A 23,198-nucleotide genomic window follows, 5' to 3' on the forward strand; every position below is an offset into this window, starting at 1 on the left:
CTTCGCTGCGCGGACACCCCCGGACCCCCGCGCTCGGCCCGGCGGAGCCGTGCCTCGCTTCTACTTTCTCCAGTCTTCAAAAGATCCGCACGAGGTTGAAGCCCAGGGCCCAGCGGCCGGGGGGCCTGGGGCCGCCGGCGTAGTCGCCGCTCAGCACCTGGTGGGCGGTGGTGCCCTGGACGTTGGTGGCCAGGAGGGTGAACCGGTGGCCCTTGGTCTGGAAGCGGTAGCCCAAGGCGAAGCCCTGCTCGTAGGCGGCACGGTCCAGGCGGGAGGGGCGGGGGTAGTACTCGGCAAGGAGCGACTGGCGTTCAAGGAAGCGCCAGCGGAGGCCGGCCCCGGCCGTGAAGAGGGCCTGCTCCCGGGTGGTGGTGCGGGACAGCCACGTGGGCACTAGGCTGACCGTGAAGGAGCCCGCCGTGAATTCCGCGGGAAGCTGCACGACCGCGCCGGTGAGCCCCACGGTCCCGAAGGCGTAGGTGGTACGCTGGATGGTCTCGTCGAAGCGCTCCACCCGCACCGCCAGGCGGACATGAGGGTGATTGAGGATCCGCTCCTGGAGGGCCAGGGTGACGGTCTTGCCATCCGCCGTACGGTAGATCTGGGCGTTGAGTCCGGGCACCGCGGCAATGCCGAGATCGAAGCCCAGGCCCGGGAAGTTGCCACCATCCAGGCCATAGAAATCTTTCGAGTTCCCTCGGGCGGATTCAGTGAAGCGGTGCGTGAAGCGGATGGCGGGCTGCCAGCCCTCCAGGTGGTCCGCCGTGGGTAGGTTGAGGCCCAGGGGCAGGTCCGGATCCTGGGCCGACAGCCCGTTGGGAAGGAGCAGGGAAAAGCAGAGGAACAGGAGGATTGGCCGAAGCGTCATGAGCGGCACCGTCCGAGTCAGGTCAGCCGCGTGGCGGCGGAGACGGGCTTGGAGGGATCGATCACCAGGGCCCCGCCCGGCGTGGCTTCGCTGACCTCGTAGTGCTGGAGGGTGGACCCGACCGGGGCCGGACCCTGGGTCACGGTGCCGTTGAGGTCGTACTGGCTGCCGTGGCAGGGGCAGTTGAAGCCGGTCTGCGTGGGGCTGAGACGCCCGCCCTGATGCAGGCAGCTCGCGTTGAAGGCGTAGATGCCGGTGGTGTCCCTGGCGAGGTAGTAGCCCTGGGCGGCCCCGAGGACCAGCGGGCAGCTGCCGGAAGCGGTGGTGGTGTAGTCCTTCACCGTTCCGGATGGCTGCGCGAGCATGCTGGCCTTGGTCTCCGAGGTGGTGACCGGGCTGGGCGGGGGCGGCGGAGGCGGCGGCGGTGGCGCCGAGGCGGATCCCCCACCGCCCCCGCAGGAGACGACTGCGGCCGCGGCGGCCACGGCCAGGGCGCAGGCGCAGAATTCCCGGCGGTCGAGGCCACTGGACGGGGCGGAGGCCGGGGCGGCAGCGGGGATGGATGGTTCGGGGCGGGGCATGGGGCCTCCTCAGGAAGGGCCACGATCGTGGCCACGGGACCTGGGGGTGAGGATGCGGCGAGGCCCGGCTTGGTCCCAGATCCGGATGGCAGAAACCGGCCCCTCCGGTCTGGCGCCCGCCCCGGCCGTGGGCGCATCCTGATCGGGACATCCCGCCGATCCCATCCGGAGCTCCCGTGCCGCCCTTCAACCACCTCCATCCCGCCATCGTCCACTTCCCCATCGCGCTGCTGATGACGGCGCCGCTCCTCTTTCTCATTGGCGCACTCTGGCCCGCCCAGCGCCGGGGCATCCACGCCATGGCGCTGCTCCTGCTGCTGCTCGGGCTCGCGGGAGCGCTGCTGGCCCTGGCCACGGGGGACGTCGCCGAGAACCTCGCCCACCGGACGCCCGCGCTGCGCGCCGCGCTGGACCAGCATGAGGAGGCGGCCGAGTGGACCGTCGCCATCTTCAGCATCCTGGCGGGAACCTGGGTCCTCCACCTGGGAGCCTCCCGGTTCCTCCATCGCGACCTGTCGCCGCGCCTGGCCCGGCTCCTGTTCATCCTCTGGCTGCTGGTCAGCGCCATGGGCGTGGGGGCAGTGCTCCGCACGGGCCACCTGGGCGGCCACATGGTCCATGATCTGCACACCCACGGGGGCGAGCCCTGAGCAGCGGGTGACTCCGGTTAGGCTGGTGGGATGAAGCCCCGCCAGTATGCCGTCCTCCTGCTCCTCGGCTTCGCGTCGGGACTGCCCCTGTTCCTCACGGGCTCGACGCTGAAGGCCTGGATGACGGACGAGAAGCTGAGCCTGGCCACCATCGGCCTCTTCAGCTTCGTGACGCTGCCCTACAGCCTGAAGGTGTTCTGGGCGCCCTTCCTGGACCGCTTCTCCCTGCCGGGCCTGGGTCGGCGGCGCGGCTGGATGCTGGTCATGCAGGCGGGCATGGCCCTCGCGCTCGCCCGGCTGGCCCTCACCCAGCCGCACCTGGACCTGCTCCGCGTGGTGGTCCTGGCCCTGGCCGTGGCCGTCACCAGCGCCACCTTCGACATCGCCGTGGATGCCTGGCGCGCCGAGGCCCTGGATCAGAAGCACCTGGGCCTGGGCAACAGCATCCACATCGCCGCCTACCGCGTGGCCATGCTGGTGAGCGGCGGCCTGGCGCTCATCCTGGCGGACAAGCTGGGCTGGCGGGCCACCTACCTGGCCATGGCAGCCCTCACGGTCCTGGGCATGATCGGCACCTGGATGGCGGAGAACACCGACGCCGTGGCCCGGGCCCCGCGCACGCTGCGGGAGGCCATCTCCGGGCCCCTCAAGGACCTGCTCCAGCGCCGGGGCATCGCCTACCTGCTGGCCTTCGCCGTGTTCTACAAGCTGGGCGACTGGCTGGCGGAGTCCATGACCATCCCCTTCCTGCTGCGGGGCATGGGCTTCACGAAGACCGAGATCGGCTTCGTGCAGAAGACCACGGCCATGGTGGCCATCATCCTCGGCGGCCTGCTGGGCGGCTGGATGCTCACGCGCATGAGCCTTCGGAAGGCGCTCTGGATCTGCGGCTTCGTGCAGGCCGGCAGCATCCTGGGCTTCTGGACCATCTCCCTGCTGGGCCGCCACCTGCCCCTGCTGGTGGCGGCGAACACCCTGGAGAACCTGGCCTACGGCATGGGCGGCAGCGCCTTCGCCGCCCTGCTCATGGGTGCCTGCAACCGCAGCTACACCGGCACCCAGTACGCGCTGTTCAGCGCCCTCATGGCCCTGCCTCGCACCCTCTTCGCCGGCCTGACGGGCTTCATGGCCGACTGGTACGGCTGGAAGCTCTACTTCCCCGTCTGTGCCGCGGCGGCCATCCCCGGCCTGCTGCTACTGCTGCTCTGGGACCGCTGGGGGCTGCCGGAGAACGATCAGGGCTGAACATGCTTCGGCCTTCTGATCCGAGCAACGCAGGACCGGGGATCGGCGAATGGCTTGGCTCCCATCACATCGTCATTCCGCCGGCAGCATAGATGGTTTGGCCGTTCACCCAGTAGGACTCATCGGATGCGAGGAAGACGGCGACGGGGCCGATGTCGTCCGGCTGCCCGACGCGGCCCAGGGGCGTGTGCTTGACGGCATTGTCGAAGAAATCGCCTTCGAGCGCTCCCGACGCTTGGGCTCCCTCGGTCGCGATCAGGCCCGGATTCACGCTGTTGACTCGGATCTTGCGCGATCCGAATTCCTTGGACAGGGAGATTGTGAGATTGTCGACCGCGCCCTTGGTGGCTGAGTAGATTGAGCTGTAGGCCGGCGGTTGCGAGCTCACCACGGAACTGATGTTGATCACCGAACCGCCGTCCGAGCCCATGAGCCGGGCGGCCTCCTTGGTGGCGAGCAGCAGGCCGAGGACGTTGAGATTGAACTGGCGATGGAACTCTTCGGGCGTGACCTGCTCGATGGGGCTAAAAGCATAGACACCAGCATTGTTGACGAGGATGTCGAGCCTGCCATGGACCCGCTCGACCTCCGCAAAGGTCCGGGCGATGTCCTCGGATTTGGAGAAATCGCCCTGGAGCGCGGTGGCTTTGCCCCCGGCGGCGGTGATGTCGGCCACCGTCTTGTCTGCGCCGGACTTGCTGGTGGCATAGTTGACGATGACCGTGGCACCGGCTGCGCCGAGATGCCGGGCGATGGAAGCTCCAATGCCTTTGGAGGCTCCCGTGACGAGGGCGACCTTGTTTGCGAGTCTGTTCATGAGGAAACTCCTTATGTGGAACAATCGTTCCGTAATTGTCCAAAAAAAATCAACCGAGGACGGACAGGTTCACTCGGACGATGGTCTCGAGTTCCGCCCGGCTGGCGCCGGACCGTGCGGTGATCTGGAGGCCGTGCATGGCGTTCTGGAAGTAGTGGGCCAGAGCGGCCGGATCGTGGTGGGATCCCAGTTCTCCATCGGCCTGGGCGCGGCGTAACCGGGCCTCAAGCCGCTTGATGTTCTGCCCGAAGGCGACCTGGACACATTGGGCCGATGCGGGGTCGCCGGCCGCGTGTCCCAGGGCGGCCTGGGCCAGCAAGCAAGGCTGCCCGCCCGGGCTGAGCAGGTGGTTGACGACCAGATCGAATTGCGCCGCCAGGGCCCGCCGAAGCGGGAGGGGCCCCTCCAGGAAAGAGGCCAATGTGGCTCGATTCTGGGTGCGGTACCGTTCCAAAGCGGCGTGGTAGAGGGCCTCTTTGGGACCAAAGGTGTCGTAAAGGCTCTGACGGTTGATCCCCATCCCCGTCACGAGGTCCTGGATGGATGTGGATTCAAAGCTCCCCTTGGCCCAGAACGTCTGCAAGGCCCGCTGGAGGGCCTGCTCCCGGTCAAAAGCCTTGGGTCGCGCCATGGGTCCAGTCTATCTTTTTGGAATGACCAGTCAATATCTTATTTTCGAAGAAATCTTTCGCCATCCAAGACCCACCGCTCCGGCGAACCACGATTTCAAGGGCCGGCCTATTTCGATATGGGCCGGTTCGCGTCGCGCCAGGCCCTCATGCCACCCTTGAGGACGTAGACCCACTCGAAGCCCCGGGCGGTGAGGCGCTTGAGGGCGCGATGGGACAGCGCGTCCGTCTCGTCCACAAGGACGAGGGCCCGCTTGGCCTGAGGGTCCGGGGACCCGAAGCGACGGGTGAGCTCCGCGAAAGGCACATGCAGGCAGCCCCGGATGTGGCCCTGCCGGAAGGCCGCCTCGTCCCGCAGGTCCACCAGCAGGACGCCGGGGCCCTGGAGCAGCTCCTCGACCTGGAGGGGGTCGAGCACGGGCCGTCCGCGGCCCCGGCGCCAGGAGCGGAGGCGCGGCAAGGCCACCCCGAAGAGCAGGAGGAGGCAGAGGGCCGCGAAGACCAGGCCTGGCAGGAAGGGGTACGTCTCCATCCAGCCTCTCAGCGTCGTCAGGGCCTGGGCGAGCGGGGACATGGCACCTCCCGGTACGGGGATGATGCCCCGGCCTCAGACCTCCGGCAAGCCCAGAGCGGCCGCGAGCGCGCGGAAGGCCTCGGGGATCGGCGCCACGGCATCGATGCGGGCCCCGGTCAGGGGGTGGTCCACGGACAGCTTCCAGGCGTGGAGGGCCGGATGGGGCAGCAGCAGGGCCCCGCCGTCCACATCCTTCCAGCGACCCGGCCCGCCGTAGAGCGGATCGCCCATGAGGGGGGCCCGCAGGTGGGCGAGGTGGACCCGGATCTGGTGCGTCCGGCCCGTGAGCAGTTCGCACTCCACCAAGGCCACGCTGGTGGTGCGGGCCAGCACGCGGATGCGGGTCTGCGCGGGGCGCCCGCCCTCGGCCACCACCATGCGCAGGCGGTCTTGCTTGTGGCGGGCGATGGGCTCGTCGATGAGGAGGCTGCCCAGCTGGGGCAGGCGGGGCGAGTGGCGGACCAGGGCCAGGTAGCGCTTCTCCACGGTCCGGGCCTTGAACTGGGCCTGGATGGCCCTTTGGGCCTCGGCGGTCTTGGCCAGGCAGAGGCAGCCCGTGGTGTAGCGGTCGAGGCGGTGCACGAGGCCCGGCCAGCCGGAGGCCAGTTCTTCGGCGTCTTCTGATTCTTCGTCGCCGGGTTCGAGGACCACCGGGGCCTTGAGGCGGTGCAGCAGGGCGTTTACGATGGTGCCGCCCGCATGGCCCGGCCCGGGATGCACCACCATGCCCGCGGGCTTGTCGACGATCCAAAGCTGGCCGTCTTCGAACAGCGTGGGCAGGTCGATGGCCTCGGCCTCCAGGTGCGCGGCCGGGGCGGCGATGATGGGCAGCTCTGTCTCCACCAGGTCTCCCGGGCGCAGCTTCACGCCGCCCTTGGACACCGGCTGTCCGTTCACCTTCACCTCGCCCGTGCGCACGTGGGCGTCCCAGCGCGCCCGGGGGACCTCGGGGAAGCGGTCCGCCAGGAAGCGGTCCAGGCGGGGGGCGCCATCTTCGGCGCGGAGGCTGATCATCGGGTCGCTTCCTTCCGGCGGCTCCAGAAGAGCCAGAGGCCCGCGCCCAGCATCATGAAGGCCACGCCCGTGAGGCGGCCGGTGCTGAGCCAGGCCCAGCCCAGCCAACCCGTGCCGCGGTCCCCGTCGCCGCGCCAGGTCTCGGTGACGATGCGGCCCAGGCCCTCCACCAGGAAGTAGAGGGCGAAGATCTGGCCCTGGAACTGGCGCTTCCCGCGGGCCAGCAGGAGGACGGCCATCACCGTGAGGTTGGCGAAGCTGTTGTAGAGCTGCACGGGGTGCAGGGGGATGTCGAGCGGGGTGCCGCTGAAGGCGTGGGCGATGGGGTCGGTGAAGGTGGCGGCCCAGGGCACGTGGGTTTCCGTGCCATAGCAGCACCCGGCGGAGAAGCAGCCCAGCCGGCCGATGGCCTGGCCCAGGGCCACGCCGGGCACGAGGGCGTCGCCGGTGAGGCGCAGGGGCAGGCCCTGGCCCTTGCGGAGCTTCCAGAAGAAGGTGGCCGTGGCGGCGATGATGCCGCCGTGGATGGCCCCGCCGGCCCGCAGCGTGGACATCGTGAAGATCTCGCGGAAGGTCATGGCGCCTTCCTGGCCGGCGGGCGTGAAGAGGCCCACGATGATCATCAGCAGCTTGGAGCCCAGGATGGCGGCGATGAGGACGGCGATGGCCATATCCGTGATGGCGGCGGGGTTTAGACCATCCAGCTTCGCCTGCCGCTTGGCCAGGGCTGCGCCCGCGAAGAAGGCGATGGCCAGCAGCAGCCCGTAGGTGCCCAGGGGGAAGGAACCGATCTCGAAAAGAACTGGATGCATGCGGGATCCCGACGGGAGACTGGAAACTGAAGGCTGAAGGCTGAAGACTGAAGACTGAAGACTGACGAGGAGGGTGCCATGCCGATCATCACAGCCCGCGAGCTGGCGGAACGTCTGGGCGGCCACCTCGAGCATTGTCCCCCGGATCGGCCCATTTCCGAAGTGAAGCCCCTGGAAGAGGCGGGAGCGGGTTCGGTATCCTTCCTGGCCAATCCCAAATATGCCGCCAAGGCCAGGGAAAGTGCCGCGGGCCTGATTTTCGTGGACGCGGCGGCGGACATGGGCGAGCACCCCGTGCTGCGGGTGAAGCATCCCTACTGGGCCTTCGCCCAGGCCATCGGCTGGCTGCACCCGGAGCCGGCTCCCGAGTGGAGCGACCGCCCCGTCCACCCCACGGCGGTGATCGGGGAGGGCTGCCGCATCGCCCCCGGCGCCACCGTCGGGGCCCGCGCCGTGCTGGGGAAGGGCTGCGTGTTGCACCCCGGCGTCCATGTGGGCGACGACTGCGCGCTGGGCGAGGGCTGCGAGCTGTTCTCCGGGGCCGTGCTCTACCGCCGCACGCGGCTGGGCAACCGCGTGGCCATCCACGCCAACTCCGTGGTGGGCAGCGACGGCTACGGCTACGTGCTGGTGGAGGGCCGCCACGCCAAGATCCCCCAGGTGGGCTGGGTGGAGGTGGGCGACGATGTGGAGATCGGCGCCTGCGTCTGCATCGACCGCGGCGTGCTGGGCCCCACGCGCATCGGCCAGGGCACCAAGATCGACAACCAGGTGCAGGTGGGCCACAACGTGCAAGTGGGGAACCACTGCCTGCTGGTGAGCCAGACGGGCATCAGCGGCTCCACGAAGCTGGGCGACTACGTGACCCTGGCGGGCAAGGTGGGCGTGGTGGGCCACATCGAGATCGGCAGCCGCAGCGTGGTGGGGGGCAACAGCGTGGTGGCCAAGAGCCTGCCCGAGGGCAGCTTCGTCACGGGATTTCCCGCCCGGCCCCACAAGGAGTGGACCGAGGCCCAGGCCGCCCTGAACCGCCTGCCGCGGCTCATGAAGCAGCTGCGGAAGGGCTGATCAACACAACGCCTGTTCATCGGCGAACCTCGGCCCGACAAGCAGGGACACGGAAGGCGCGGAAACGCCCGGTGCATGTTCTCTGCCTCCGCTTATGGACGCTTTTCCAGTCGAGTGCGGGCGTAGCGAGGGATCAGTCCTCGAGGATGACCACGGCCACGGCCAGGTCCCCGTCGTGGCTCACGCTGCCGTGGAGCTTGCGGATGCCGCGGGCGGCCAGCAGGTCGGCCAGGGCCCCCACGGCCCACATCCGCCCGTTCACGTAGCGCAGCTCCTTCCAGGACCAGCCGTCCAGGCCCGTGCCCAGGGCCTTGCCGAAGGCCTCCCGCAGGGCCCAGCGTCCCGCCAGCCGCTCGGGCAGCCGCTCCCGGTTGCCCCCCAGCAGGTAGTCTGCCTCCTCCGGGTGGAGGATCCGCCGCGCGCCCTTCTCGGCCCCGAAGCGCACGATGAGGTGCCGCCAGCGGCTGGGCGGGCAGAGGTCGGTTCCGAGGCCGAGGATCATGCGAGCTCCTGGCTGTCAGCGGTCAGCTGTCGGCAGTCAGTCAAGAAGGGCCAGCCATGGCGCGCGAGCTGACTGAGGCCTGAAGACTGAGGACTGAGGACTGTCACGCCAGCTCCCGCGCGTACCAGCGGTCGCAGCCGCCGTGGCCGGTGCGGCCCAGGGGCGCGCAGAGGGGCTGGAAGCCCACCTTCCCGTAGAGCTTCATGGCCTGGTCCATGCCCGTGAGGGTCTCCAGGTAGCAGGTGCGGTAGCCCAGGTCCTTCGCCACCTGGAGGCAGTGCCGCAGCAGCGCCTCGCCCATGCCCTTTCCCCGGGCTTCGGGCAGGAAGTACATCTTGCGCAGCTCACACACGCCGGACTCGCCGCCCTCCAGGGCCGCCACGCCCGCGCCGCCCACCACCTTCCCGGCCTTGTCCACCACCACGAAGTAGGCGGCGCCCGGACCGCCGTAGGCCCGGCTCATGAAGTCCACCTCGGGGTCATGGAGGGCGAAGCCCGGCCCGTCGGCGCCGAACTCGGGCATCACCGCGCGGATGAGGGCCGCCATGGCGGCGTCGTCCCGGGGCTCGATGGGTCGGAAGGTCAGCATGGGTCCAAGGTTACCAAACCGGTCCCGTACCGATCGGATCCAGTCCACCCTGGAGGGTGGAGGTGCGCATGTCCCTGACTTCCTTCCGCGACCGGCTCCGCGCCGGCGAGCGCCTGCTGGGCACCCTGGTGCAGATTCCGAGGCCGGAGGTGGCCACGGCCCTGGCGCGCCAGGGTTTCGACTGGCTCTTCCTGGACGGGGAGCACGGCGGCTTCGGCCTGCCGGAAGCCTCCCGCACCCTGGCGGCCCTGAAGGGCGCGGTGCCCTGCCTCTTGCGGGTGCCGCGCCTGGATCCGGATCTCCTGGCCGAAGCCGCAGGCTGCGGCGTGGCGGGCCTCATCGTGCCTCACGTGGATGCCGCGGCCCAGGCTGAGGCCGTGGTGCAGGCCGTGAAGGGCCGGTGCCTGGTGGTGGTGCAGGCCGAATCCAAGGAGGCCCTGACCGACATCGCGGCCATCGCCCGCGTGGCCGGCGTGGACGCGGTCTTCGTGGGCCCCTACGACCTGAGCGCCAGCCTGGGGCTGTCCGAGCAGTTTGACCATCCCGAGATCCGCTCGGCCATCGCGACCATCGCCCGGACCTGCCGCGAGGCCCACATGCCCCTGGGCATCTTCCGCATGACCGCCGCCGAGATCCGCCCCCACGAAGCCGACGGCTTCACCCTCCTGGCCACCGGCACCGACGGCGCCCTGCTGGAGGCCGGGGCCCGGGCGATGTTGGAGGGGCTGGACCGCTGAAGGAAGTCTGGACTCCGGACTCCAGACTCCAGACTGAATCCCTCACTCCGGCCAGTGGTGCTTGGGGTAGCGCCGCGAGAGGGCGGGGCGCAGCTCCTGGTAGGCGCGCTGCCAGAAGCCGGCGAGGTCCGTGGTGACCTGCACGGCCCGCATGTTGGGGGCCAGCAGGTGCAGCACCAGGGGCACGGCGCCGCCGGCCACGGCGGGCGTCTTCTTGAGGCCCCAGAAGTCCTGGAGGCGCGAGGCGATCCAGGGCGGGTCGTCCTCGTAGTGGACCTTGGTGGGCCGCCCCTTGGGCAGCTGAATGGCGTCCGGGGCCCAAGTGTCCAGCAGGCGCAGGGTTTCCGGAGGGAAGGCCTGGCGCAGGGCCGCGGGCCAGTCCACGTCCTGCACCTCGCGCAGCGTCGTCCGCCCGACGCAGGCTCCCGCCAGCAGCGGGCCCAGCAGATCCTCGGGCAGATCCAGGTCCGGCCGGTGCTTCCGCAGGAAGGCCAGCCGCGCCAGGAACCTCGCCGGCACCTCGTCCAGGGGACGGCCGCGCAGCGCTTCCCCGAGCAGTTCCCCGGCCCGCGGGTCCGAAGGATCCGCGGGACCTCGGCTGCTGTCGACCACCAGCCCGTCGAAGCGGATCTCGGAGCGGCGCTCTACCCGACCCGCGGAGGCGTTGAACTGCAGCTCGTCCACGGCCTCCAGGCGCTCGGGGAAGGCGTCCAGCAGCCAGTCGGCCTCGCAGCGGGAGGCCAGGCGGATGAGGGTCTGGGTGCCCGTGCCCTGCTTCGCGGCCTCCGCCTCCAGCGCCAGGACGAGGCCGGGCCGGCGCACGCGGCTGGCGGGGTCGAGCTTCGCACCGCCGCCGCCCGCGAAGGCGCAGGTGCCGTTGGCTGAGAGCTGCCCCACGCGGTCGGGGTACGCGGCGAGGAGGGCCCGGAGCAGGCGCGCCTCGGCATCCGCAGGTTCCGGCACGGCCGGCAGCAGGCGCGAGAGGGACTGCACGGCCCGCTTGGCGCGGTGCACGGCGGAGGCGTCCAGCCCCGCGGCCCGGCAGGCGCCCGCGCCGAAGCCCGCGGCCTCGGCCTCCTCGAAGTGGTCCAGCCGCAGCAGCAGGTCCGAGTCGGCGCCGTGGCCCGTCTTCACGGGGGCGCGATCCAAGCCCTGGCGGGCCGACAGGCTGCCGGTCTCCAGGAGGGCCGCGGCCCGCAGGGCCAGCCGGGGGATGCTCAGGTCCTCCCCGGCGATGGCCAGCCTCGCCAGGCGCGGGTGCAGGGGCAGGTCCGCCATGCGCCGGCCCACGGGCGTGAGGGCGCCGTCCGCCAGGGCGCCCAGGCGCGCGAGCAGGCCCTCGGCGGCGGCCACGGCGGCCTCGGGAGGCGCCTCGAACCAGTGGAGATCAGAAAGCCGTGTGATGCCCATGCCATGCAGGGCCAGCAGCGGCTCCGCCAAGTCCGCCCGCTGGAGTTCCGGCGTGTCGAAGGCGGGCCGGGCGTTGAAGTCGGCTTCCGTGAAGAGGCGCAGGCAGCGGCCCGGACCCGTGCGGCCCGCGCGGCCCGTGCGCTGGGTGCAGCGCGCCTGGCTGATGCGCACGGTGCGCAGGCCCGAGAGGCCCGACCAGGGCGAGTGGGACGCTTCCCGGCCCAGGCCCGTGTCTACCACGGCGCCGATGCCGTCCAGGGTGACGGAGCTCTCCGCCACGTTGGTGCTGAGGATGACCTTGGGCGTCTCCGTGGCCTCCAGCGCGAAGGCCTGGGCCTCGGGCGACAGCTCGCCATGCAGGGGCCGCAGGCTCAGGCCCCGCCGCGCGGCCAGGGCCTCGCAACCCTTCAGGCAGGCGCGGATCTCCGCGGCGCCGGGCAGGAAGACCAGGGTGTGCCCCTTCAGCCCTTCGCCGTAGAGGCGCTCCAGGGCGTCGGCCACCTGCAGCTCCACGGGCCGGTCGTCGGGGCGGGTCAGGAAGGCCGTGTCCACGGGGAAGGCCCGACCCGTGCTCTGCAGCACGGGGGCATCCAGGTAGGCGGCCACGGGGCCCGGGTCCAGGGTGGCGGACATGACCAGGAGCTTCAGGTCCGGCCGCGCCATGCGCTGGAGCCGCCGCAGGAGCGTGAGGCCCAGGTCCGTGTGCAGGTGGCGCTCGTGGAACTCGTCCAGCACCACCGCCGCGATGCCCTTCAGCGCCGGATCGCCGTGGAGGCGGCGCAGCAGCAGGCCTTCCGTCACGAAGCGCAGGCGCGTGGCCTTCGAGATCTTCTGCTCGAAGCGCACGGCGTATCCCGCCCGCTCGCCCAGAGCCTCGCCCAGCTCGTCGGCCACACGGGTGGCAGCCAGGCGGGCGGCCAGGCGCCGGGGCTCCAGGATCCAGCACTCGCCGCCCCCGAGGAGCCCCGCCTCCAGCAGGGCCGGAGGAACCCGTGTGGTTTTCCCCGCGCCCGGATCGGCCTGGAGCACCAGGTTCGGGGCGTCCCGCAGGCTGGCCACGATCCGGGGCAGCAGGGGGTCGATGGGAAGGGGCGTCCGCATCAGCACCCCAGCGCCGCGCGGAAGGCGGCCGGGTCGTCCACGGAGACCAGCAGCCGCTGGGTGGGCCGGCCGGCGCCCAGCATCCCGTCCACCCGGACGGGGGCCGCCAGGGCCAGCTCCAGCAGGGGCGCCCCCTTGGCGACGAGCCTCGACACGCCCTTGAGGTGGGCGTGGCGGGCCCAGTCGTCGTCGAAGTCCGGCAGGGGCGCGGCGGACCGCACCGAGGCCGCCGGGAAGGCCACGGACTTCACCAGGCCCTGGTGGAGGCGCACCTCACCGTCCTGGACCTGGTGGGGGCGGGCCTTGATCGAGGCGTAGAGGCCCACCAGCCAGAGCACGGCGTAGACCGTGGAGCCGTGCAGCGTCCAGCGGGCCCAGGCCGGCAGTCCCGAGAAGAGGGCCTTCATCAGCAGGACGTCACCGGGGATGAGGAGGGGCAGGGCCGGGAGGAAGCTGCGGAGGGCGGATTCCCGATGGTGGCTGAACCCTTCTGGGGCAGGATCGCGGAAGCCGCCGAGGAGGAAGCGCAGGGCGCCGCCCAGCATCACCAGCTCCAGGGCCATGAGCCGGGCGGCACGGGTCGGCACGAAGGCCTCGAAGGCGGCGGCGATCCGGTCCTCCGGCCAGGCGCCAGGCGTGGACCGGGCCGTGCGCCAGGCCCGGAGGGCCAGGACCAGCAGCAGGGCCTCCAGCACCAGGGCGATGCCCAGGCGGACCTTCGCGGCCGGGGCCGTAAGGCCGGGCAGGGCGAGTCCGAGGCCCTCGGCCAGCAGCAGGCCCGGCAGCAGGAGGCGCGTGCCCAGGAGGCGTCCCCGGCGCCAGTCCAGGGCCATCGCCGAGAGGCGGAACGCCAGCAGTACGAGCAGGGCACCCCCGATCCAGGGCAGGGCCGGGGTATGGGGGGCGCGGAGGCGCAGGGCGGCCCCGGCGAGGCTCAAGCCGGCAAAGAGGCCCCACAGGAGGGCGGCGGGTCGGGGACGTCGCATCTTTCCAGCCTACCAACCTGCGGGACCGCCTCTGGCGATCCCGATGCGGCGACGCGCGGCGGCGCCGGCCTCCCTCGCGTAGAATGGAGCCTCAAGGAGACCTCATGGCGGGCATGGAGACGGCGGGCGTGGGCGGCAAGGCGGGCGTGGCGATGGACAGCCTGCGGGACGCCTACGGGGACACCCTGGTGGAGCTGGGCAACGAAGGCGCCAACATCGTCGTCTTCGACGCGGACCTGGCCGGGTCCACCCGCACCAGCAAGTTCGCCAAGGCCTTCCCGGAGCGCTTCTTCAACATGGGCGCCGCCGAGCAGGGCATGGTGGCCGCCGCCGCCGGGGCCAGCACCACGGGCGTGGTGCCCTTCGTGAGCACCTTCGCCATGTTCGCCACAGGCCGCGCCTACGAATTCGTGCGCCAGGCCTGCGGTGTGGGCCACCAGAACGTGAAGATCGTGGCCACCCATGCGGGCCTCACCGTGGGCGAGGACGGCGGCACCCACCAGTGCCTGGAGGATCTGGCCCTCATGCGCATGATCCCCGGCATGACGGTGATCTCGCCCGCGGACGCTCTCGAGACGAAGCAGGCCATCCGCGCCGCCTATGCCCACCAGGGCCCCGTCTACGTCCGCCTCACCCGCGACAAGTTCCCCCGTATCCATGCCGAGGACTACCGCTTCCAGATCGGCAAGGCTGTGATGATGCGGCCAAGCGCGGAAGCGCCCAGCGCTGGTACGGACGTGTTGCTGGTGGGCTGCGGCCTGGGGACGTCCATCTGTCTCGAGGCTGCGGAGCGGCTGGCTTCCGAAGGCATCGAGGCCACGGTGCTGCACTGCCCCACCATCAAGCCCTTCGACCGGGAGACCCTGCTGAAGCTGGCCAAGGCCCACCGGGCCGTCGTCACCTGCGAGGAGCACCAGGCCCACGGCGGCCTGGGCGGTGTGGTGGCGGAGATCCTCTCCGAGGCCCACCCCATGCCCCTGCGCCGCGTGGGCGTGCAGGACCAGTTCGGCCAGAGCGGTAAGCCCGAGAAACTGCTGGAGGCCTACGGCGTCACGCCCGCGGCCGTGGTGGCCGCCGCCAAGGCCGCCCTCTGATGGCCACCGAGACCTTCCAGGCCAGCCGCTGGACCAAGGGAAACCATCTGTTCGTCACCGTGATCGAGGTGACGGACAGCGCCGTGATCCGTCGCAAGCGGTCCTGGTTCACGGTGAACGAGATCAGCATCCACCTCTCCAAGGTGGCCAGCGTCCGCATCGAGACGGGCCTGCTCTGGTCTGACCTCACCGTCGAGAGCACCGGCGGCAGCGACCCCCTTACCAGCCACGGCCACACCAAGGCCGACGCCCGCCGCATCAAGGAGCTCATCGAGGCCGCGCAGAGCCGGGGCATGCGCTAAGAGGGGAGGCCATGCCGCCAGCGACGCCAGCGCCTCCCGATCCGGAGTCCCGGCGCCCTTCCGGGGCCGGCGTCCTGCCCGCGGGGTCCAGGATCGGCCGCTTCCAAGTGCAGGCTCTCCTGGGGCGGGGAGGCATGGGGGCCGTGTATCTGGCCTGGGACCCCGTGCTGGAGCGGAGGGTCGCCCTCAAGGCGATCCACCTGGGCGAGGACGGGAAGGCCATGGCCAAGGCCAGGTTCCGCCGGGAGGCCAAGGCGCTGGCCCAGCTAAATCACCGGAACGTGTGCCAGGTGCACGACTGGGTGGAGGCGGACGGGAGCGCCTACATCGCCATGGAGTTCATCGAGGGGAAGACCCTGGCCGAGCTGGCGAAGGGGCTGGACTTCCGGCGCAAGCTCCAGGTCCTGCGCGCCATTGCCTACGCCCTGGAGGCGGCCCACGCCAAGGGGATCATCCACCGGGACCTGAAACCCAGCAACGTGATGGTGGATGCCGATGGCCAGGTCAAGGTCCTGGATTTTGGCCTGGCCAGGCTCGTGGATGCAACCTCGGCCGAGGGGGAGGATCCGACTGGGAACATCCTCAATCTCGCGGGCCTGTCTCACCCGCAGGAGAGCGGACCGACGCTGGCGGCTGTCCCGGCCCCGGACCGGGAGGAACGGACGAGCGTGGGCTCCGCGCCTCCCTCTCCGTCTCCTTCGGACTGGGGCGAGATGACGGAAGCTGGCGTGTTCATGGGCAGCCCCACCTACGCGTCTCCGGAGCAGATGCGGGGGAAGCGCGTCGGTCCGGCGAGCGACGTGTTCTCCCTGGGTGTGGTCGCCTGGGAGCTTCTGCTGGGGGACCACCCGTTTCCCGGCGAGGGCCGGGAGAGGATGATGGCCACCATCCAGGGCGACCTCCGGCCGCTGCGGGGTCGGGGGCTGCCCCGATGGCTCGGGGCCCTGCTGCGGACCATGCTCCTGCGGGAAGCGGCCAAGCGGCCGACGAGCCGCCAGGTGGCCGATGCCATCAGCCGCCACCTGGCGGGGAACCCGGCCGTCCGGTGGGCCGCCGGTCTCGCCATCGGCCTCGCCGCGGTGGCGGGGGGCGGCTACTACCTGTTCGGACGCAGCATCATCGGGGACCTCGGCAGGGGACGTCCGCCGCGGATGGCGGTCATGCCGATCCGCAACGCCACGGGGGATCCGGCCTTCGAGGCCCAGGTGGGCGTGGGCATGACCGAGCTCCTGTCGACGGCCCTGCGGGGCTCGCCTCACCTGGACGTGGTGGAACCCGAATCGGTGGCCCGGGTGCTGTCGACCCTCCGGATCTCCGCCGCAGAAGCCCTGGATCCGGCCAGCCAGCCTCGGATCGCCAACGCCCTGGGCGCCCAGCTGTTCCTCCGGGGAACCCTGGGCCGGGACCCCGCCGGGCAGGTGAATGTGCTGACCTACGAGCTGGTGGACGGATCGGGACGCGTCCGCTTCTCGGGGGCGGCTCGGGCCCCCAGCCAGGATTCGTTCGCGCCTTATGAACTGGTGGATCCCGCCGCCAGTGACCTGCTTCGGAAGGTGGACCCGCTTCGGGCAGGCACGATCCAGAACACGCCGGTGCCGCCGCAAGCCTTTGCGGCCTATGCCCAGGGGAAGGCTTTGTTCCTGAAGGGGGACTTCAAGGGCAGCGAACCCTATCTCCAGGACGCTGCCATGAAGGCCCCGGCCTTCTCCAGCGCCGTGTCGGCCTATGCCGCCTGCCTCCGCCGCCTCGGCCGGGACCAGGCGCCCGCGGTCGCCAACTGGGCGCTCATGTCCGCGAAGGCCACCGGGGACCGGTGGGCCGAGGGGCGGACCCTGGCCCTGAAGGCGTACCTGGCCAAGGACCTCGGGCAGCTCGATGAATCCGAGAAGCTCCGGGAAGCCACCCTGGCTCTGGCCCAGGCCATCGGGGACCGGGATGGGGAGATCATCGCCTACAACCACCTGGGGCTCATCGCGGCCGAGCGGGGGAAGTCCAAGGCGGCCCGGGAATTCTACGAGCGTTCCCTCCAGCTCAGCCAGCAGACCGGGGACAAGGTGTACCAGTCCCTGGCCCAGAACAACCTGGCCAATCTGGCGCTGAAGCGGGGCGATCTCGCGACCGCCGAAGCCCTCTACCAGAGCAACCTGAACCTCCAGCAGGGGCTGAGGAACCGGTGGGGCGAGGCCCTGGCCCAGAACAACCTGGGGGTGGTCGCGCTCATGGCCCGGGACCTGCCGGCGGCCGAGGCGCGGCTGACCGCCGCCCTGGCGACCCGCGAATCCGTGGGCGATCGGGTGGGCCGCATCACCTGCCTGCGGAACCTCGGCATCCTGGCCCAGATGAAGGGGGACCTGCCTGGTTCCGCGGTCTTCCACCGCCGCGCGCTCGACCTTGCGGAGACGTCGGGGCTGCGGACCATCGAGGCTGAGTGCCGGTTCTACGTGGCCGAGCTGGATCGCCTCCAGCAGCGCTTCGGCCCCGCCCTGGCGGGCTACCGGCAGGTCCTCGAGCTCCTGCCGGAAGGGGTGACTCCGGAGGTCCGGGCGAACGCCCAGGCTGCCGCCTCGGAATGTCTGGTCCGCAGGCCCCGGCCCGATCTGAAGGAAGCCGGGAAGTGGCTCCTCGCCATCCCGGCCAAGTCCGCTGACTCGCCCTACGTCCACCGGGCCAAGGCCTGGCTGGCGGCCCGGTCTGGCCAGCGCGACGCCGCCCTGGCCGAGCTGGTGCGGGCGATCGAGGATCCCAACCGTCAGGCTCCGGAGATCCGGGCCGAACTCGAAGCCGCACGGACCGCCTTTCTGGTGGAGTCCCGCTAGCGTGAGTCAAGTCCGGGCGGTGCCTGCGAGCTTTGCCGCCACGGCCTTGAGGTCCTCCTCCGGCGAGAGGTGATGCCGTACTTCCTGTTCGCCCTGGCTGAGGGCGACGCAGATCCGCCCGAAGGGGCAGTTCCGCAGGCAGGAATCCCGGACGATCTGAAGCCCCTGAAGCCGCTTGCGGCTGAGGAGCAGCTGGGTGAGGCAGGCCAGGGCTTCGGTCATGGCCTTGCCGCGCCGGGGACTGCGGAGGGCCTGGCGTTCGCAATCGGCACAGATGGTGAGGACGGGTGGCATAGACATAAAAATCTATCACAATGCCGGTTTGCACCACCTCGGATGGGGGATCAGGCGAATCGGGGCGCCCGCTTCTCGAAGAAGGCGGCCAGGCCCTCCTTGGCGTCGGGGTGCCGCATGGCGGCCTTCATCTGGGCGCCTTCCGCCTGGAGGCGGGCCCGCAGGGTCTCGGCATCCAGGCCCTGGTTGCGGAGCAGGGTGGCCTTGATGCGGGCGAAGGTCTCAGCGGGCCCCGCCGCCAGGCGCTGGGCGAGGGCTTCCACGGCGGCCTCCAGCTGGTCCGCGGGGACGATCCGGTTCACGAGGCCCAGGGCCTGGGCTCGGGCGGCGTCCAGGGTGTCGCCGGTCATCATCAGCTCTGCGGCCACGGCAGGGTTCACAAGACGCGACAGCATGACGCTGCCGCCCCAGTCCGGGTGGAGGCCGATCTTCACGAAGGCCATGCCGAAGGCGGCCTCGGGCGTGGCGAGGCGCAGGTCCGCGCAGAGGGCCAGGCTCATGCCCGCGCCCGCCGCCGGGCCCTGGACCACGGCCACCACGGGCTTCGGCAGGGTGGCCAGGCTGTGGGCCACAGCAGCGCCCAGGTCCAGCAGGGACTCCAGCTCCGCCCAGCGTCCCTCGGCTAGAGCCTTTGTGATCCACCCGAGGTCGCCGCCGGCGCAGAAGGCCCGCCCCGCGCCCCGCAGGAAGAGCGCCTTCACGCCCGGCTCCGCAGCCTTCGCCAGCGCCTCCTCGAAGCCCTCCTTCATCTCCGGTACCAGCGCGTTCAGCTTGTCCGGCCTATCCAGCGTCAGCGTGGCGACGCGGTCGCGGATCTCGAAGCGGATGGGAGAGGGCATGGAAACTCCAGGGGGTTAGCCACGGATGAACACAGATGAACGCGGATAGAGAAAACTACCATCTGTGTTTATCTGTGGCCGATCGCTTTGACGAACGCCGCGAAGAGGTCACGGGCGGCGTCGCCGGCAGGGCCCTTCAGGCCGACGAGGTTCTCGGGGTGCCACTGGACGCCGAAGACCCAGCGGGTGGGATCGGTGGTCTCCACGGCTTCCACCAGCGGGCCGGTGGCCGCATGGACCGTGTCCAGGTGCCAGCCCACGGCCGCCAGGAGGGGCGCCACGCGCTTCACGGCCTGATGGTGGCGGCTGTTGACGAGGAAGACGTCCTCGCCCAGCAGGGCCCGCAGGCGGGAGCCCGGGGCGAGCTGCACGCGGTGGCGCATGTCCGGCTGGTCCGGCGTGCCGTGCTGGTGGCGGGAGGGCTCGCAGCCGTAGTGGTCCGGGATGTCCTGGACCAGGCTGCCGCCCAGGGCCACGTTGAGGACCTGCTCGCCGCGGCAGATGCCGAGGATGGGCAGGCGACGCTCCCAGGCGGCGCGCACCAGAGGGATCTCGAAGCCGTCGCGGCCCGCGTCCACGTCGGCCTTGAGATGGACGGCCTCGGCCTCGTCCCAGTGCCGGGGGTGGATGTCGTCGCCGCCCGTCAGCAGGAGGCCGGCGATCCCGGCCAGATCCGGCAGGGGATCGCCCGGGGTCACCAGCAGGACGGTCCCCGCCCAGCCCGCGGCCTTCAGGGCCGGAAGGTAATGCTTCTCGGCGCCGGACTTGTTTTTACAGCTCACCAGAAGATTTGAGTTGCCGCTTGACATGCCTGGGCCCCGGGGGAATCGTGATTACCCTACCACCCCCTCAGATGGTCTGAGTCGACGGTGAGGCGGAGAGCTCCGCCGATACAAAGGAGGACATCATGTCCGGTTCATTGAACAAGGTTCTGCTCATCGGCAACCTCGGGCGCGACCCCGAGCTGAAGTCCACGCCCTCGGGCCAGTCTGTCGCGCGGTTCTCCGTGGCCACCACCGAGACCTGGAAGAACCAGGCCGGCGAGAAGCAGAGCAAGACCGAGTGGCACAACATCGTGGTGTGGGGCAAGCAGGCCGAGATCGCTGAGAAGTACCTGCGCAAGGGCAAGCAGGTCATGATCGAGGGCCGCATCCAGTACCGCGAGTACACCGACCAGGCCGGCGTGAAGAAGACCGCCTGCGACATCCGCTGCGACAACTTCGTCATGCTGGGCCGCATGGAGGACGGCGGCGGCAGCCGGGAAGGCGGCTACGGCCGCGGCGGCAGCCAGGACTTTGAAGAGCACGGCGCGCCCAGCCCGGCCGCCGGCGGCAGCTTCCCGGATGACGATATCCCGTTCTAAGGGGTGATGTCCCGCCGAAGGTTTCGGCAGGCTGCAATACGGCGCCCATGAGGGCGCCGTATTGCAGCTAGGAAATGAATTCGTCCGGCGGCGAAGCCGCCTAGCTCCAAACGAGGCCCGCAGGGCCTCGTTTGGAGCTGGGTTCTCGGAGAATCGAGGATCCTCCCGTACAATGGTCGGTTCGGGAGTCCGCATGCTCGCAGTCCAGAACGTCACCATGCGCTACGGCGCGAAGATCCTCTTCGAGGACGTCACCACCACCTTCAACCCGGGCCGGCGCTACGGCCTGACGGGGCCGAACGGGGCGGGGAAGTCCACGTTCATGAAGATCCTGGCCGGCGAGCTGGAGCAGCAGACGGGCACCGTGCAGCGGCCCCGCAAGATGGGCATCCTCCGCCAGGACCAGTTCGCCTTCGACGCGTTCCGCGTCATCGACACGGTGATCATGGGCAACGCGGGGCTCTGGAAGGCGCTGCAGGAGCGGGACGCCATCTACGAGAAGGCCGAGATGACGGACGAGGACGGCATGCGTGTGGCCGAGCTCGAGGGCATCGTGGCCGACGAGGACGGCTACACCGCCGAAGCCGATGCCGCGGTGCTGCTGGATGGCCTTGGCATCCCCGAGGCGCTCCACGAGCGGAAGATGGGCGAGCTGCAGGGTGGCCAGAAGGTGCGCGTGCTGCTGTCCCAGGCCCTGTTCGGCAACCCCGAGGCCCTGCTCCTGGACGAGCCCACCAACCACCTGGACCTGGACTCCATCCACTGGCTGGAGGAGTTCCTGGACCGCTACAAGGGCACGGTGGTGGTGATCTCCCACGACCGGCACTTCCTCAACAACGTCTGCACCCACATCGCCGATATCGACTACCAGACGATCATCCAGTACACCGGCGGCTACGACGACATGGTCATGGCCAAGATGCAGATCCGGTCGCGCATCGAATCCGAGAACGCCCAGCGCGAGAAGAAGATCGCCCAGCTCAACGAGTTCATCCAGCGCTTCGCGGCGGGCACCCGCAGCAGCCAGGTGAACAGCCGCCGCAAGGAGGTGGAGCGCCTCCAGCCCAGCGACCTGGCGCGCAGCAACATCCAGCGGCCCTTCATCAAGTTCAACCTCGGCAAGCCTGGCGGCCGCTACGCGCTGGAGTTCGAGGGTGTGAAGAAGGGCTACGACACAGCCAAGGACGGGACGGGCGGGCGCCACGAGGTCATCAAGGGCTTCACCGCCATGGTCCAGCGCGGCGAGAAGGTCGCCATCATGGGCCGCAACGGCATCGGCAAGACCACCCTGCTGAACGCCCTGCTGGCCAACGCGCCCCAGGTGACCGAAGGCGGCCTGAAGCTGGACGCGGGCGAGGTGAAGTGGGGCCACGAGGCCAACGTGGGCTACTTCTCGCAGGACTTCGCCGAGAGCATCCCCAAGGGCTACGACCTGGTGACTTGGCTGCACCAGTTCGACCCGGACGCCACCAAGGAGCAGATCCGCGGCGTCATGGGCCAGATGCTCTTCCGCGGAGAAGAAGGCAACAAGATGACGGACGTGCTGAGCGGCGGCGAGTCCTGCCGCCTGCTGTTCTGCAAGCTCATGCTGCAGAAGCCCAACATCCTGGTGCTGGACGAGCCCACCAACCACCTGGACCTGGAGGCGGTCATCGCGCTGAACGACGCGCTCCAGCGTTACGAGGGCACCATCCTCTTCGTGACCCACGACGAGGACATCATCGACGAAGTGGCCACCCGTATCTGGCACCTCACTGACGAAGGCATCGAGGACTTCCAGGGGACCTACGCCGAGTACCTGGCGCCCACCGGGCGGTAGCCCGCTCCCCGGGGCCTTTCGAGCTCACTCGGGCACGTGGATCCGTTCCTTGATGTGCTTGAGGTTCGCCACGATGGTGAAGGTCATGATGATGAGGAGCGACCAGGAGCTCCACTTGCCGACATGCACCCGGGACCAGGCGCCGAGTTGGTTGGGGTATCTCCAGATGCCCAGGAAGGTGCTGACGTTCTCGGCCAGCCAGATGAAGAAGCCGATCAGCACGAAGGCCAGCAGCAGGGGCATCCTCCGCTCCCGGTCCAGGGGGCGGAAGATCACGGTGGCCCGCGCATAGAGGCCCAGCGCGCAGGCGGCCAGGTACCAGCGGACATCACCGATGAAGTGGTGGGTGAAGAAGTTGGCGTAGACCAGCGTGGCCAGGACCCACGCCATCCAGTACGGCGGGTGGTGGACCACCCGCACGTGGAGGAGGCGCCAGGCCTGGATGAGGTAGCTGCCGATGGCCGCGTACATGAAGCCTGAGAAGAGGGGCACGCCAAGGACCTTGGTGTAGGCGGCGTCCGGATAGGACCAGGACCGGATGCCCTGGGAGGTCTTGAAGGCCTCCAGCGCGAATCCGATCGCGTGGAACAGGGTGATGGCCTTCAGTTCGTCCAGGGTCTCGAGCCGGGACCAGACCATCCATCCCTGGATGCCGAGGGCCACGAGGAGCAGCAGGTCGTAGCGGGGCAAGCCCATCACCCCGCCTCGAGGCATGGAGAACACGGCGCCGAAGAAGAGCCCTGCGAAGAGGCAGGCCCGGGCCTCCTTGAGGCCGAAGGCCCAGAATTCCGCCAGGAATCGTCTCGGACCCTCCAGGTCAGGCCGATCGGCGGGATGGATCAGGCGCTCATCCAGCTCTTTCAGATCGGGGAATCGCAGGCGGGGCAGGTAGGAGGAGGGCATGAGGACCTGGTCGGGCTGATGGATCCTGAACCATATCAGTTTCCCTGTCGGTCCCAGGAGGCCGGGAGGGGGAACGCATGAGGCGATCCCCCTTCTGGGATGGCTTGGCCTCGTGCTTTAGGTCTATCTTGCCTAGTAGCTGTAGAAGCCTATATTGAGACCCATTCTATTCAGTGCTTCTGGCA

Annotated in this window: 24 protein-coding genes; 9 read left to right on the plus strand and 15 right to left on the minus strand. The window is 69.9% G+C overall.

The genetic code is table 11. The features are described 5' to 3' along the window. Positions 1-76 precede the first annotated feature (76 nt). Together MLJ35_RS12075 and MLJ35_RS16010 are read right to left on the minus strand one after the other, a co-directional pair. Positions 77-868, minus strand: coding sequence for a DUF5777 family beta-barrel protein (locus tag MLJ35_RS12075; protein ID WP_243384560.1), 792 nt, complete (start codon positions 866-868; stop codon positions 77-79). Between the two features lie 17 nt (positions 869-885). Then, a complete protein-coding gene (locus tag MLJ35_RS16010) occupies positions 886-1,449 on the minus strand; it encodes a QcrA and Rieske domain-containing protein (RefSeq protein WP_275976530.1) in 564 nt (187 codons plus the stop codon). Positions 1,450-1,625: 176 nt separating this feature from the next. Here MLJ35_RS16010 and MLJ35_RS12085 point away from each other — a divergent pair, with 176 nt between their 5' ends. Together MLJ35_RS12085 and MLJ35_RS12090 are read left to right on the plus strand one after the other, a co-directional pair. Continuing rightward, the gene (locus tag MLJ35_RS12085; protein WP_243384561.1) at positions 1,626-2,099 is read left to right on the plus strand and encodes a DUF2231 domain-containing protein; all 474 of its coding nucleotides are present in this window, start codon (positions 1,626-1,628) and stop codon (positions 2,097-2,099) included. 30 nt (positions 2,100-2,129) lie between these two features. Further along, positions 2,130-3,344 carry an AmpG family muropeptide MFS transporter gene (locus MLJ35_RS12090; protein WP_243384562.1) on the plus strand — a complete coding sequence of 405 codons (1,215 nt, stop codon included), beginning with the start codon at positions 2,130-2,132 and terminating at the stop codon, positions 3,342-3,344. A gap of 64 nt (positions 3,345-3,408) precedes the next feature. On the opposite strand, the gene MLJ35_RS12095 is transcribed toward MLJ35_RS12090, so the two are convergent. From MLJ35_RS12095 to MLJ35_RS12115, 5 genes are all read right to left on the minus strand, one after another. After that, positions 3,409-4,161: an SDR family NAD(P)-dependent oxidoreductase gene (locus tag MLJ35_RS12095; protein WP_243384563.1), complete on the minus strand. Its 753-nt coding sequence runs from the start codon at positions 4,159-4,161 to the stop codon at positions 3,409-3,411. Positions 4,162-4,210: 49 nt separating this feature from the next. Further along, positions 4,211-4,792, minus strand: coding sequence for a TetR/AcrR family transcriptional regulator (locus MLJ35_RS12100; protein WP_243384564.1), 582 nt, complete (start codon positions 4,790-4,792; stop codon positions 4,211-4,213). Positions 4,793-4,899: 107 nt separating this feature from the next. Next, positions 4,900-5,364 (minus strand): rhodanese-like domain-containing protein, encoded by a 465-nt coding sequence (locus MLJ35_RS16015; RefSeq protein ID WP_275976531.1) that lies wholly within the window; start codon positions 5,362-5,364, stop codon positions 4,900-4,902. 33 nt (positions 5,365-5,397) lie between these two features. Continuing rightward, positions 5,398-6,378, minus strand: a complete 981-nt coding sequence (locus MLJ35_RS12110) for an RluA family pseudouridine synthase (RefSeq protein WP_243324195.1) — start codon at positions 6,376-6,378, stop codon at positions 5,398-5,400. After that, positions 6,375-7,190 carry a prolipoprotein diacylglyceryl transferase gene (locus MLJ35_RS12115; protein ID WP_243384565.1) on the minus strand — a complete coding sequence of 272 codons (816 nt, stop codon included), beginning with the start codon at positions 7,188-7,190 and terminating at the stop codon, positions 6,375-6,377. The genes MLJ35_RS12110 and MLJ35_RS12115 overlap by 4 nt, the downstream gene beginning before the upstream one ends. A gap of 78 nt (positions 7,191-7,268) precedes the next feature. On the opposite strand from MLJ35_RS12115, the gene lpxD reads away from it, so the two are divergent. After that, the gene (gene lpxD, locus MLJ35_RS12120; RefSeq protein WP_243384566.1) at positions 7,269-8,258 is read left to right on the plus strand and encodes a UDP-3-O-(3-hydroxymyristoyl)glucosamine N-acyltransferase; all 990 of its coding nucleotides are present in this window, start codon (positions 7,269-7,271) and stop codon (positions 8,256-8,258) included. 133 nt (positions 8,259-8,391) lie between these two features. Here lpxD and MLJ35_RS12125 read toward each other — a convergent pair whose 3' ends face one another. After that, positions 8,392-8,760, minus strand: a complete 369-nt coding sequence (locus tag MLJ35_RS12125; RefSeq protein WP_243324201.1) for a holo-ACP synthase — start codon at positions 8,758-8,760, stop codon at positions 8,392-8,394. A 103-nt stretch (positions 8,761-8,863) separates the two neighbouring features. Beyond that, entirely contained in the window at positions 8,864-9,349 is a 486-nt protein-coding gene (locus MLJ35_RS12130; RefSeq protein WP_243384567.1) for a GNAT family N-acetyltransferase, read from the minus strand. A 68-nt stretch (positions 9,350-9,417) separates the two neighbouring features. On the opposite strand from MLJ35_RS12130, the gene MLJ35_RS12135 reads away from it, so the two are divergent. Next, positions 9,418-10,086: an HpcH/HpaI aldolase family protein gene (locus MLJ35_RS12135; protein WP_243384568.1), complete on the plus strand. Its 669-nt coding sequence runs from the start codon at positions 9,418-9,420 to the stop codon at positions 10,084-10,086. A gap of 42 nt (positions 10,087-10,128) precedes the next feature. On the opposite strand, the gene hrpB is transcribed toward MLJ35_RS12135, so the two are convergent. Both hrpB and MLJ35_RS12145 read right to left on the minus strand, forming a co-directional pair. Then, entirely contained in the window at positions 10,129-12,597 is a 2,469-nt protein-coding gene (gene hrpB, locus MLJ35_RS12140) for an ATP-dependent helicase HrpB (RefSeq protein WP_243384569.1), read from the minus strand. Next, positions 12,597-13,583: a hypothetical protein gene (locus tag MLJ35_RS12145; RefSeq protein ID WP_243384570.1), complete on the minus strand. Its 987-nt coding sequence runs from the start codon at positions 13,581-13,583 to the stop codon at positions 12,597-12,599. The genes hrpB and MLJ35_RS12145 overlap by 1 nt, the downstream gene beginning before the upstream one ends. A 104-nt stretch (positions 13,584-13,687) precedes the next feature. Between MLJ35_RS12145 and MLJ35_RS12150 the strand changes: the two genes are divergently transcribed. The 3 genes from MLJ35_RS12150 to MLJ35_RS12160 are packed head-to-tail and all read left to right on the plus strand — an operon-like array spanning position 13,688 to position 17,795. Continuing rightward, positions 13,688-14,677 (plus strand): transketolase family protein, encoded by a 990-nt coding sequence (locus MLJ35_RS12150; protein ID WP_243384571.1) that lies wholly within the window; start codon positions 13,688-13,690, stop codon positions 14,675-14,677. Next, complete coding sequence (locus MLJ35_RS12155; protein ID WP_243384572.1) at positions 14,677-14,979, plus strand: PH domain-containing protein; 303 nt, start codon at positions 14,677-14,679, stop codon at positions 14,977-14,979. The genes MLJ35_RS12150 and MLJ35_RS12155 overlap by 1 nt, the downstream gene beginning before the upstream one ends. An 11-nt stretch (positions 14,980-14,990) precedes the next feature. Then, positions 14,991-17,795 (plus strand): serine/threonine-protein kinase, encoded by a 2,805-nt coding sequence (locus MLJ35_RS12160; protein ID WP_275976532.1) that lies wholly within the window; start codon positions 14,991-14,993, stop codon positions 17,793-17,795. Between the two features lie 6 nt (positions 17,796-17,801). On the opposite strand, the gene MLJ35_RS12165 is transcribed toward MLJ35_RS12160, so the two are convergent. From MLJ35_RS12165 to MLJ35_RS12175, 3 genes are all read right to left on the minus strand, one after another. After that, positions 17,802-18,089, minus strand: coding sequence for a hypothetical protein (locus MLJ35_RS12165; protein ID WP_243384574.1), 288 nt, complete (start codon positions 18,087-18,089; stop codon positions 17,802-17,804). A gap of 50 nt (positions 18,090-18,139) precedes the next feature. Continuing rightward, positions 18,140-18,928: an enoyl-CoA hydratase/isomerase family protein gene (locus tag MLJ35_RS12170; RefSeq protein WP_243384575.1), complete on the minus strand. Its 789-nt coding sequence runs from the start codon at positions 18,926-18,928 to the stop codon at positions 18,140-18,142. Between the two features lie 68 nt (positions 18,929-18,996). Next, positions 18,997-19,737 (minus strand): gamma-glutamyl-gamma-aminobutyrate hydrolase family protein, encoded by a 741-nt coding sequence (locus MLJ35_RS12175; RefSeq protein WP_243384576.1) that lies wholly within the window; start codon positions 19,735-19,737, stop codon positions 18,997-18,999. Between the two features lie 98 nt (positions 19,738-19,835). On the opposite strand from MLJ35_RS12175, the gene MLJ35_RS12180 reads away from it, so the two are divergent. Then, positions 19,836-20,291: a single-stranded DNA-binding protein gene (locus MLJ35_RS12180; protein WP_243324224.1), complete on the plus strand. Its 456-nt coding sequence runs from the start codon at positions 19,836-19,838 to the stop codon at positions 20,289-20,291. Between the two features lie 193 nt (positions 20,292-20,484). Further along, positions 20,485-22,110: an ATP-binding cassette domain-containing protein gene (locus MLJ35_RS12185; protein ID WP_243384577.1), complete on the plus strand. Its 1,626-nt coding sequence runs from the start codon at positions 20,485-20,487 to the stop codon at positions 22,108-22,110. A 24-nt stretch (positions 22,111-22,134) separates the two neighbouring features. Here the strand turns inward: MLJ35_RS12185 and MLJ35_RS12190 are convergent, their stop codons facing one another. After that, on the minus strand, positions 22,135-23,013 hold the full coding sequence (locus tag MLJ35_RS12190) for a DUF817 domain-containing protein (protein ID WP_243384578.1): 879 nt from the start codon (positions 23,011-23,013) through the stop codon (positions 22,135-22,137). Positions 23,014-23,198 lie beyond the last annotated feature (185 nt).

It is taken from the genome of Geothrix alkalitolerans, from assembly GCF_022808885.1.
In the GTDB taxonomy this organism is placed as follows: Bacteria; Acidobacteriota; Holophagae; order Holophagales; family Holophagaceae; genus Geothrix; species Geothrix alkalitolerans.

Bases quoted from the DNA above. Each gene is read 5' to 3' on its own strand.
- MLJ35_RS12075 (WP_243384560.1), bottom strand. From the start codon at position 868: ATGACGCTTCGGCCAATCCTCCTGTTCCTCTGCTTTTCCCTGCTCCTT.
- MLJ35_RS16010 (WP_275976530.1), bottom strand. From the start codon at position 1,449: ATGCCCCGCCCCGAACCATCCATCCCCGCTGCCGCCCCGGCCTCCGCC.
- MLJ35_RS12090 (WP_243384562.1), top strand. From the start codon at position 2,130: ATGAAGCCCCGCCAGTATGCCGTCCTCCTGCTCCTCGGCTTCGCGTCG.
- MLJ35_RS12095 (WP_243384563.1), bottom strand. From the start codon at position 4,161: ATGAACAGACTCGCAAACAAGGTCGCCCTCGTCACGGGAGCCTCCAAA.
- MLJ35_RS12100 (WP_243384564.1), bottom strand. From the start codon at position 4,792: ATGGCGCGACCCAAGGCTTTTGACCGGGAGCAGGCCCTCCAGCGGGCC.
- MLJ35_RS16015 (WP_275976531.1), bottom strand. From the start codon at position 5,364: ATGTCCCCGCTCGCCCAGGCCCTGACGACGCTGAGAGGCTGGATGGAG.
- MLJ35_RS12110 (WP_243324195.1), bottom strand. From the start codon at position 6,378: ATGATCAGCCTCCGCGCCGAAGATGGCGCCCCCCGCCTGGACCGCTTC.
- MLJ35_RS12115 (WP_243384565.1), bottom strand. From the start codon at position 7,190: ATGCATCCAGTTCTTTTCGAGATCGGTTCCTTCCCCCTGGGCACCTAC.
- lpxD (WP_243384566.1), top strand. From the start codon at position 7,269: ATGCCGATCATCACAGCCCGCGAGCTGGCGGAACGTCTGGGCGGCCAC.
- MLJ35_RS12125 (WP_243324201.1), bottom strand. From the start codon at position 8,760: ATGATCCTCGGCCTCGGAACCGACCTCTGCCCGCCCAGCCGCTGGCGG.
- MLJ35_RS12130 (WP_243384567.1), bottom strand. From the start codon at position 9,349: ATGCTGACCTTCCGACCCATCGAGCCCCGGGACGACGCCGCCATGGCG.
- MLJ35_RS12135 (WP_243384568.1), top strand. From the start codon at position 9,418: ATGTCCCTGACTTCCTTCCGCGACCGGCTCCGCGCCGGCGAGCGCCTG.
- hrpB (WP_243384569.1), bottom strand. From the start codon at position 12,597: ATGCGGACGCCCCTTCCCATCGACCCCCTGCTGCCCCGGATCGTGGCC.
- MLJ35_RS12145 (WP_243384570.1), bottom strand. From the start codon at position 13,583: ATGCGACGTCCCCGACCCGCCGCCCTCCTGTGGGGCCTCTTTGCCGGC.
- MLJ35_RS12150 (WP_243384571.1), top strand. From the start codon at position 13,688: ATGGCGGGCATGGAGACGGCGGGCGTGGGCGGCAAGGCGGGCGTGGCG.
- MLJ35_RS12155 (WP_243384572.1), top strand. From the start codon at position 14,677: ATGGCCACCGAGACCTTCCAGGCCAGCCGCTGGACCAAGGGAAACCAT.
- MLJ35_RS12160 (WP_275976532.1), top strand. From the start codon at position 14,991: ATGCCGCCAGCGACGCCAGCGCCTCCCGATCCGGAGTCCCGGCGCCCT.
- MLJ35_RS12165 (WP_243384574.1), bottom strand. From the start codon at position 18,089: ATGCCACCCGTCCTCACCATCTGTGCCGATTGCGAACGCCAGGCCCTC.
- MLJ35_RS12170 (WP_243384575.1), bottom strand. From the start codon at position 18,928: ATGCCCTCTCCCATCCGCTTCGAGATCCGCGACCGCGTCGCCACGCTG.
- MLJ35_RS12175 (WP_243384576.1), bottom strand. From the start codon at position 19,737: ATGTCAAGCGGCAACTCAAATCTTCTGGTGAGCTGTAAAAACAAGTCC.
- MLJ35_RS12180 (WP_243324224.1), top strand. From the start codon at position 19,836: ATGTCCGGTTCATTGAACAAGGTTCTGCTCATCGGCAACCTCGGGCGC.
- MLJ35_RS12185 (WP_243384577.1), top strand. From the start codon at position 20,485: ATGCTCGCAGTCCAGAACGTCACCATGCGCTACGGCGCGAAGATCCTC.
- MLJ35_RS12190 (WP_243384578.1), bottom strand. From the start codon at position 23,013: ATGCCCTCCTCCTACCTGCCCCGCCTGCGATTCCCCGATCTGAAAGAG.